Genomic DNA, 8,821 nt, shown 5'->3' on the forward strand with positions numbered 1-8,821 from the left:
CCGCTGGCCGAAAACCCTCACGCTGCCTGCGCTACTCGGCGCGGCAGATGGGGGCCCGAAAACCCATGAGCGCCACCGTTTGTAGATTAAAAAAAGAGTTTGAGTTTTTTCAACGCCCAAATTCCTACTGCGCTAGTTTGGCGAGATAAATCCCATTCATCACGCTGAGTAGCGCAGACAAAGTTAAGAAACAAGGGAGCGATTGTTTGAGCTCCGCAACAAGTCACGAATTGTGTGGCTTGTCAGGGCGAGTTTCGTGACCGCTTACTTTGCTGACAACTAAGACTGCGAAGCAGTCTGTTACGGCGTAGGCTAATTCGCGTAGCGATGTTAAGCGCAGCGGCCGTAGCCAACAACGCAAGGGAGCCGCAAGGTCGTGATGGCTGGGTGTCGTCCTCTTTGGCTACGGCCGCCACTGCGTGGCTTAACCTGAAGGTTAGCCTGCGCCGCAACACTGCGTTAGTTGTGGTTACTTTCTGGGGGACAAGCACCAGAAAGTGACTCGCCTACAGGCGAAAGAAATATTTAGATGTCACTAACGGTAGCGATAAATTATTTCAACAAAATAATCCGGTTAATCTGCCCCAACCGAAACGCTGTTTTACTCAACTTGCCCCCTTTTAGTGCCAATGGCCGAATCGGGCAAGGAGGAATCCTTCTTCCATCTTCCAGCAAAGTGTCATCCTCTGCCGTCGATTGCCACACGCCGCCATTCACTGGCCTGAATTGCCAGCGGATATACCCAACCTTGGCACCTAGTTGCAACATTTCGTCACGGTCAGGGGCTTCACTCACGAGTAATTCATCTTCCAATTCTTCGTCATATTTACCAAATGCCTGCTTGCAAGCCCATGCTTCCTGTTCGCTGGCACCCACATAAGTGCAAGCGCGGTGTTCCTCACGTTGTACATCCCAGGCGCCTAGCTGCCAGGCGGCATCGAGCACAGCTTCTTCCACCATTTCCGGCTGTCGCCAGCGATCGTTGATTTGCAGCGCAGAGCCAGGGACAGGTTGCAGCACGGGTTTAAGCATGGGTAAGGCTGAGGTGGGCTGTTTGCGGAAGCCGTGCCAATGCAGCATCAATAATAAGGGGGTGTCTGCGCGTGGCACAGCGGTCAACGTGACTGCCGTCAGTGGCAGTTTCATGACCTGCATTTGCTCAATCAATGTGTGAAAAAGATTCATGTTTCACTCCTGTTTGCTCACGAAGCTGTGTCACAAAATATCTAGCAAAAACTGTGCTGGACTGGCGTGAAGTAAAGCCCCAAACAACGTGCCAATTATGCTGTTTGAAAGCAGATGCCAGCGATGAATAAGCTGTTTTAATCATCGTTTCTGCCAGTCTGATATCAAAACGCAATTCCCCTCTTGAAAAACGGTTTTTGTTTCCCCATCTACACGTAAATTTTGTGTTTAATCCCGTTTTTTGGAGGAACCATCATGACAGCAGCGACCACAGAATCGCAATCTAAACAAACCATGGGCTTTCAGGCCGAGGTCAAACAATTATTGCAGTTGATGATTCATTCACTGTATAGCAACAAAGAAATTGTATTACGCGAATTGATCTCCAACGCTTCTGATGCCGCCGATAAACTGCGCTTTGAAGCGATCTCCAATGGCAGTTTGTATGAAAATGACAGCGAACTGAAGATTCGAGTTTCCTTTGATAAAGACGCACGCACATTGACCATCGCAGATAATGGCATCGGCATGCGCCGTGAAGAAGTGATCAACAACATTGGTACCATTGCCAAGTCTGGCACCAAAGAATTTTTCCAGAACCTGACCGGCGACCAAGCCAAAGATGCCAACCTGATTGGTCAGTTCGGCGTGGGCTTTTACTCCAGCTTTATCATTGCCGACAAAGTGACCCTGATTACACGCCGTGCCGGAGAAACCGAAGCCATCAAGTGGGAATCCAGCGGCGAAGGTGATTTCACCATTGAAGCTACTGAAAAAGCAGGCCGCGGTACTGAGGTCATCTTGCATCTGCGTGAAGGTGAAGATGAGTTTCTCAATGACTGGAAACTCAAAACCATCGTCCGCAAATACTCCGACCATATCACCTTGCCTATCGTCATGAAAAAGTCCGAATGGAAAGACGGCGAGAACGGTGAAGGCGGCCAGATGGTGACCACTGATGAAGACGAGACCATCAACAAAGCGTCTGCCTTGTGGGCACGCAGCAAAAGTGATATTTCCGAAGAAGAGTACAACGAATTTTACAAGCACATTTCTCACGATTATGAAAATCCGCTGGCGTATACGCATAGCCGTGTAGAGGGTAAGCAGGAATATATTTCATTGCTATATGTGCCAGGCAAGGCACCGTTTGACCTGTATGACCGTGAGCGCCGCCAGGGCATCAAGCTGTATGTGAAACGTGTATTCATCATGGAGGATGCCGAGAAGCTGATGCCGCAATATCTGCGCTTTGTGCGCGGTGTGATTGACTCTGCTGATCTGCCATTGAATGTGTCCCGTGAAATCCTGCAAGACAGCCGTGATGTGGAAGCGATCAAGAATGGCTCTGTGAAAAAAGTGCTGGGTTTGCTCGAAGACCTGGCAGAAAACAAACCTGAAGATTACGCCAAGTTCTGGAATGAGTTTGGCCGCGTGCTCAAGGAAGGCCCTGGCGAAGACTGGGCTAACAAGGACAAGATTGCCGGTTTGCTGCGTTTTGCCTCTACCCATGCCGATACCGAAGAGCAAAACGTATCGCTCAAGGCGTATATCGAGCGTATGAAACCTGAGCAGGAAGCGATTTACTACATCACAGCGGATACTTTTGCCGCAGCGAAGAACTCGCCACACCTGGAAATCTTCCGCAAAAAAGGCATTGAAGTATTGTTGATGTCAGACAAGGTCGACGAGTGGTTGCTGGGTAGCCTGACTGAGTTTGAAGGCAAAAAGCTGCAATCCATCGCCAAGGGTGATTTGGACTTGGGCAAGCTAGAAGACGAAGCGGACAAAGAAGCGCAAAAACAAGTCGAAGAGCAAGCCAAAGACCTGGTTGAGCGGATTAAAACCGCGCTGGGCGAGACCGTGAAAGAAGTGAAAGTGACACATCGCCTGACCGATTCACCTGCTTGCTTGGTGGCTGGCGAGCATGACCTCTCCGGTAACCTGGCACGTATTCTCAAAGCTGCCGGACAGAAAGCGCCGGACAGCAAGCCTATCCTGGAAATCAATCCTACGCATAGACTGGTAGAAAAGCTCAAGGCCGAAAGCGATGATGCCAAGTTTGCCGACTATGCGCATGTACTGTTTGACCAGGCATTGCTGGCAGAAGGTGGGCAACTGGAAGATCCAGCCAGTTTTGTGAAACGCATGAATAGCCTGATACTCTAAAGCTTGATTGGTTCTTTTTATCAACTGTACTAACAGTTTGAGGGGGCGAGATATATGCCAAGCAATATTCTCCTGCCCTCAATGAATTGATGTTGGATGCCCCAAACGAAAAAACCCGCACATGCGGGTTTTTTGAATATGAACAATCAATCGCTCACACTGGTATCAAGGGGTAGGTTGTACTGGGGACTCAGCAGTACAGCAAGATTTATTGTCCTTAACTTTAGCCATGACTTTGCGGGCAATGGCTGAAAGTGCTAATAAAAATAAGAATTTTTTCATGGTAGGTCCTTTCATTAAGTGAGTTCTTCAATCTCAAGTCCTGACTTTGCAGGCGGTGTAGATATTTAATGACACCCTCAGTTTTATGCCTATCCGGTTTAATCTTATTTCAAAGTAGGACAAGGTTGATTTCACCATCTTTCTGCATGAGCATTAATCATCATGCTGGCGGGACGCAAGCCATTTTAGTTAAAAAGGAATTCCTACATGGTTTGAAGAAATTTTCTGATAAATCAATCTTTACAAATTCGTTAGCCTGCCAAGGTTGATGCCAAGAATGCCTCCCTCCTAGTAAGCAATTTAATGGTCATTAACCTCATGCGTGGTGATTGCCACGGCTCTTTCAATAAATTTTAAGAATCAAGGAGAAGAAAGTGATGCATGCATCCATTTGGAAAATTGTTGCCCTGACATTCGTGTTAACGGCGTGTAAAAGCACCCCTACTAACTTATCACATACTGGCGATCCCACCTCAAAACAAGAGGCGGCAGCAGAGCATGCCGTAGGCGAGAAGGATGAAGGTCGGCCCTATAAAATATATGGGGCTTATCTTTCAAACCGCCAAATTTATTTCGATTACGACAAAGATATCTTGGATCCACAATACAAAAACCTGATAGCCGTTCATGCTAAATATTTGCTCAGCCACCCACAAAGCAAAATTTTATTGCAAGGTCACTCAGATGAGCGGGGTACGCCAGCCTACAACAAAGATCTTGGGATGCGTCGAGCAGTGGCTGTAAGAAATGCATTTAATGCCCAAGGCGTGAAAAATGCGCAGCTGGAGACCTTGAGTTATGGTAATGAATTCGCCAGTCGCGATTGCCCTGACGAGCGTTGTCATAAAATGGATCGTCGGGTGGATATCAATTACGGTGTGAAATAAGACTGATTTAAATGAAGGATTGGTTTATTTAGGTAACGAAAAATAAGCCACCTCATGTATTGTAAACCTCAGACCTATGCAGCTAAGAAATTTTCCCCTCGTAGTCGAGGGGATGACTTTGATACAAATAGAAGGTCAGAGGATTGTAAAACTTTTCAGTAGTGTCAAGACAGGGCGTTATAATCAAAAGCCACAACGTGAATCTTGTGGTTTTTATTCTGTCTGACATATTCTTGTTGTAGGCTTGCTTTTTGCTTTTCGCTTACTTAGAGCAAGTTTCTGATTAACGCCAGGGGAAGATGAATGACTGCCAATGTGAATAAAAAACGTAAAGAAGCTGATAAACCTGAAACCGCCCAAGCCGTTGAAGAATTTTTGCTTGAACAGCTGCCGATTGCGCAGGCATTGCGTAACCACCTGACTTTTTCTATTGGTAAATCAAACTCTTGGGCTACAGCACGGGACTGGTACCAAACGGCTGCGTTTACTGTGCGTGACCATTTAATGAGCCGTTGGGTGAATACACGCGACGCTTATCGCGACGCCAATACCAAGCGCGTTTATTATTTATCCCTGGAGTTTTTGATTGGCCGTATGTTGTCAAATGCCGCACTGAATTTGGGCATTGCACCCGATCTAAGCGACGGCCTGCAGGAGATTGGTCAGAAACTGGAAGGCGTGGCCGAGATGGAGTCAGATGCTGCCCTAGGGAATGGTGGCCTGGGTCGCCTGGCGGCCTGCTTTGTCGATTCCATGGCGACCATGGATATTCCGGCGACCGGGTATGGTATCCGTTATGACTATGGCATGTTCAGGCAGACGATAGAGAACGGCCAGCAGAAGGAAAACCCTGATAACTGGTTGCGGTACCAGAATATCTGGGAAATACAGCGGCCTGAGCACGCCTGTGAAATAAAGTTTTATGGACGAGTATTGCATGTGCATACCGAACACGGGGTAGAACATCATTGGGTGGATCATGAAAGTGTTGTCGCCATGCCATATGATGTCCCTGTGCCCGGCTACGATACGCAGACAGTGAACAATCTGCGTTTGTGGTCAGCCAAGGCGACTAACGAGTTTGATCTGGCCTCTTTTAACCAGGGCAATTATGAAAAATCGGTAGAAGGACGGCATGGTGCGGAGACGATCTCGCAAGTCCTTTATCCAAACGATACTTCGGAGTCTGGCAAGGTATTGCGCCTGAAACAACAATATTTCTTTGTGTCGGCTTCCATACAGGACATCCTGCATCGCTTCACCAACTACAATTCTGACTGGAATACCTTGCCCGATAAGGTGGCCATTCAGCTGAATGACACACATCCGGCAATTGCTGTCGCTGAGATGATGCATCAATTGGTAGATCACTATCACTTGCAATGGGATCGCGCCTGGAAACTGGTGACCAGCATGTTTGCGTATACCAACCACACCTTGATGCCGGAAGCACTGGAAACCTGGCCAGTGGATATGTTTGCGCAATTGCTGCCGCGCCATCTCGAAATCATTTACGAAATCAATCACCGATTCTTACAAATGGTGAACCAACACTTTCCCGGAGATACCGGACTGTTGAGCCGTGTTTCTATTATCGATGAAACGCATGGCCGTCGAATCCGTATGGCGCACTTGGCGGTTGTTGGCAGCCATACCGTGAATGGCGTGGCCGAGTTGCATAGCGAACTATTGAAAACGACTTTATTCGCCGATTTCAATAAAATTTACCCAGGCAAGTTTACCAATGTCACCAACGGCATCACGCCACGTCGCTGGTTAAACCAGGCCAATCCTTTATTGACTGACCTGTTGACCAGGCATATTGGTTCCGGCTTTCAGAAAGACCTGAGTCTGATTAAAAAGGTTGAGCCCCTTGCAGATAACGCTGCTTTTAGAAAAGCCTTCCGCGAGGTCAAAAAAGCCAACAAGCAAAGGCTGGCCGACAAGATATTGCAAAAAACAGGCATTGCCATCAACGCCAATGCTTTGTTTGATGTGCAGATCAAGCGTATACACGAATACAAGCGGCAGTTGCTGAATGTGTTGCATGTGATCACTTTATATAACCGGATCCGTAGCGGCCAAGTCAGTCAGCACACGCCACGCGTCGTCATTTTTGCTGGCAAGGCTGCGCCTGGCTATTGGCTTGCCAAGCAGATTATCCGCCTCATTAATGATGTCGCCGTGATGATCAACAATGATCCCGCCATCAACGACCAGTTAAAAGTGGTGTTTTATCCTAATTATGAAGTCAGTGCAGCGGAGATATTGTTCCCAGGCGCTGATCTCTCTGAACAGATTTCGACGGCAGGCACCGAGGCCAGTGGCACCGGTAATATGAAGATGGCGCTCAATGGTGCCCTAACCATTGGCACACTGGATGGTGCCAACGTCGAAATCATGGAAGAAGTCGGCGAAGAAAATATCTTTATTTTTGGCCTGACCACCCCTGAAGTCGCGCAATTAAAAAACAGCAGTTATAACCCATGGGACTATTACCACGGCAATGCTGAGCTCAAACAGGTGATAGACATGATAGGGAATGGTTACTTCTCTGTAGAAGAGCCCAATCGCTATCAGGCTATTGTCGATACCTTGCTGCATAAAGGTGATCAATACCTGTTGCTGGCAGATTATGCTGCATATGTCGCGGCACAGGAAAAAGTGGCCGCGTTGTACCAGGATGAAGAGGCCTGGTCACGTATGGCCATTTTGAATGTGGCGCGGATGGCGAAGTTTTCGAGCGACCGTACCATAAATGATTACGCCCAGCGCATTTGGAAAGTCTCTCCGTTCAAGTCCTAAGTGTAGTCGTGTAGTATACAAAGCAAGTCTCAAAGACTTGCTTTGTGCTTTATGGGTACAGTGAATGTAGGTGGCTAAGGAAGAACATATGAATAAAACAGCATGGGTGTTATTGGTAGGGATGTTGATCACGGATGTGCAGGCCCTTGATCTCAAGGGGTTGAGTGAGATGGTAGACAAGGTAGGCGGCAGTGCGAATGGCGGTGTCAACCATGACGCAGTTAGCAGCCTTACTGATCAGGAAGCCAGCGATGGCTTAAAACTCGCATTGAATCAGGGCGTGTCGAAAGCGGTGGGCCTGCTGGGGACCGCGGACGGCTTTATGGGCAATAAGGAAGTCAAGATTCCCTTGCCGGATTCATTGAAAAAGGTTGAAAAAGGCATGCGCATGATAGGCATGGGCAAACAGGCCGATGAACTCGTGCTTAAAATGAACCGCGCTGCGGAACAGGCGGTGCCGGAAGCCAAGACATTGCTGGTGAACTCAGTCAAACAAATGAGTTTGACCGATGCCAAGAATATCCTGACCGGCCCTCAAGATGCTGCCACGCAATATTTCAAGAAGACTACTTCGACGGACATGGCTGCCAAATTTCTGCCGATTGTGCAAAAAGCCACGGCCAATGTGCAACTGGCGGATACTTATAACAAATATGCCGAAATGGGCAGCAAGTTTGGGGTGATTAAGAAAGAGGATGCCAATATCAATCAATATGTCACCCAAAAAGCACTGGATGGTGTCTACCTGATGATTGCCAAGGAAGAGGCCGCCATCCGCCAGGATCCCATGGGCCAGGCCAGCAATCTGCTCAAGAAAGTGTTTGGCGCTGCCAAATGATGCATGTGCTCCATCTTTTAATTAACAGCGCCGCGATCAACGCGGCGTTTTGTATTTAAAAAGAGTGATCAGTCCTGTAATAATTTCGCAATTGGTGTTGACATCACTTTTGATTGTTTGCTATAGTCTCACCTCTCGACGCAACACATGTTTTATAAGTCGATTCGGACGCGGGATGGAGCAGTCTGGCAGCTCGTCGGGCTCATAACCCGAAGGTCACAGGTTCAAATCCTGTTCCCGCAACCAAGCAAAAATACGTTTTAAATTAAATGAATTTGATGCTTGACCGAGTTAAAAACCTCTGTATAATGCGCGCTTCGCTTTAAACGAAACGTTAAGCGAAAGGCCTTTGAGGCCCTGTTCTTTAAAAATTAGGATGACTGATAAGTGTGGGTGTTTGTAGGTTGTGTGAAGCGCATTTGATGCGTAGAAACTCAGAAAATACAAATGCTTTACACTTAGATTTATGACAAGTATGTACAGTGTAGTTTACACACATACCTTGAAATGAATTTGAGAAGTAAGCGAAACGAATACCGCCTCTGTAAAGAGGTAAAAAGTAATAGTTAGGAATTAAACTGAAGAGTTTGATCCTGGCTCAGATTGAACGCTGGCGGAATGCTTTACACATGCAAGTCGAACGATGAACCTTAGC

6 protein-coding genes, 1 tRNA gene and 1 rRNA gene are annotated in these 8,821 nt (G+C 47.5%); 6 read left to right on the forward strand and 2 right to left on the reverse strand.

What is annotated here, in order from left to right; genetic code table 11:
• Positions 1-552 precede the first annotated feature (552 nt).
• A complete protein-coding gene (locus F463_RS0113805; protein WP_018987695.1) occupies positions 553-1,185 on the reverse strand; it encodes a hypothetical protein in 633 nt (210 codons plus the stop codon).
• The gene (locus F463_RS15050) at positions 1,160-1,360 is read right to left on the reverse strand and encodes a hypothetical protein (protein ID WP_018987696.1); all 201 of its coding nucleotides are present in this window, start codon (positions 1,358-1,360) and stop codon (positions 1,160-1,162) included. The genes F463_RS0113805 and F463_RS15050 overlap by 26 nt, the downstream gene beginning before the upstream one ends.
• A gap of 80 nt (positions 1,361-1,440) precedes the next feature.
• Here F463_RS15050 and htpG point away from each other — a divergent pair, with 80 nt between their 5' ends.
• The 6 genes from htpG to F463_RS0113840 all read left to right on the forward strand — a co-directional run.
• Entirely contained in the window at positions 1,441-3,354 is a 1,914-nt protein-coding gene (gene htpG, locus F463_RS0113815) for a molecular chaperone HtpG (protein ID WP_018987697.1), read from the forward strand.
• 659 nt (positions 3,355-4,013) lie between these two features.
• Positions 4,014-4,523, forward strand: a complete 510-nt coding sequence (locus tag F463_RS0113820; protein ID WP_018987698.1) for an OmpA family protein — start codon at positions 4,014-4,016, stop codon at positions 4,521-4,523.
• A 303-nt stretch (positions 4,524-4,826) separates the two neighbouring features.
• A complete protein-coding gene (locus F463_RS0113825) occupies positions 4,827-7,328 on the forward strand; it encodes a glycogen/starch/alpha-glucan phosphorylase (RefSeq protein ID WP_018987699.1) in 2,502 nt (833 codons plus the stop codon).
• Between the two features lie 88 nt (positions 7,329-7,416).
• Complete coding sequence (locus tag F463_RS0113830) at positions 7,417-8,166, forward strand: DUF4197 domain-containing protein (RefSeq protein WP_018987700.1); 750 nt, start codon at positions 7,417-7,419, stop codon at positions 8,164-8,166.
• 169 nt (positions 8,167-8,335) lie between these two features.
• Positions 8,336-8,412 (forward strand) — tRNA-Met (locus F463_RS0113835).
• Positions 8,413-8,741: 329 nt separating this feature from the next.
• Positions 8,742-8,821: ribosomal RNA gene (locus tag F463_RS0113840) — 16S ribosomal RNA — on the forward strand; the annotation flags it as partial.

Source organism: Methylophilus methylotrophus DSM 46235 = ATCC 53528 (assembly GCF_000378225.1).
GTDB classification, from domain to species: domain Bacteria; phylum Pseudomonadota; class Gammaproteobacteria; order Burkholderiales; family Methylophilaceae; genus Methylophilus; species Methylophilus methylotrophus.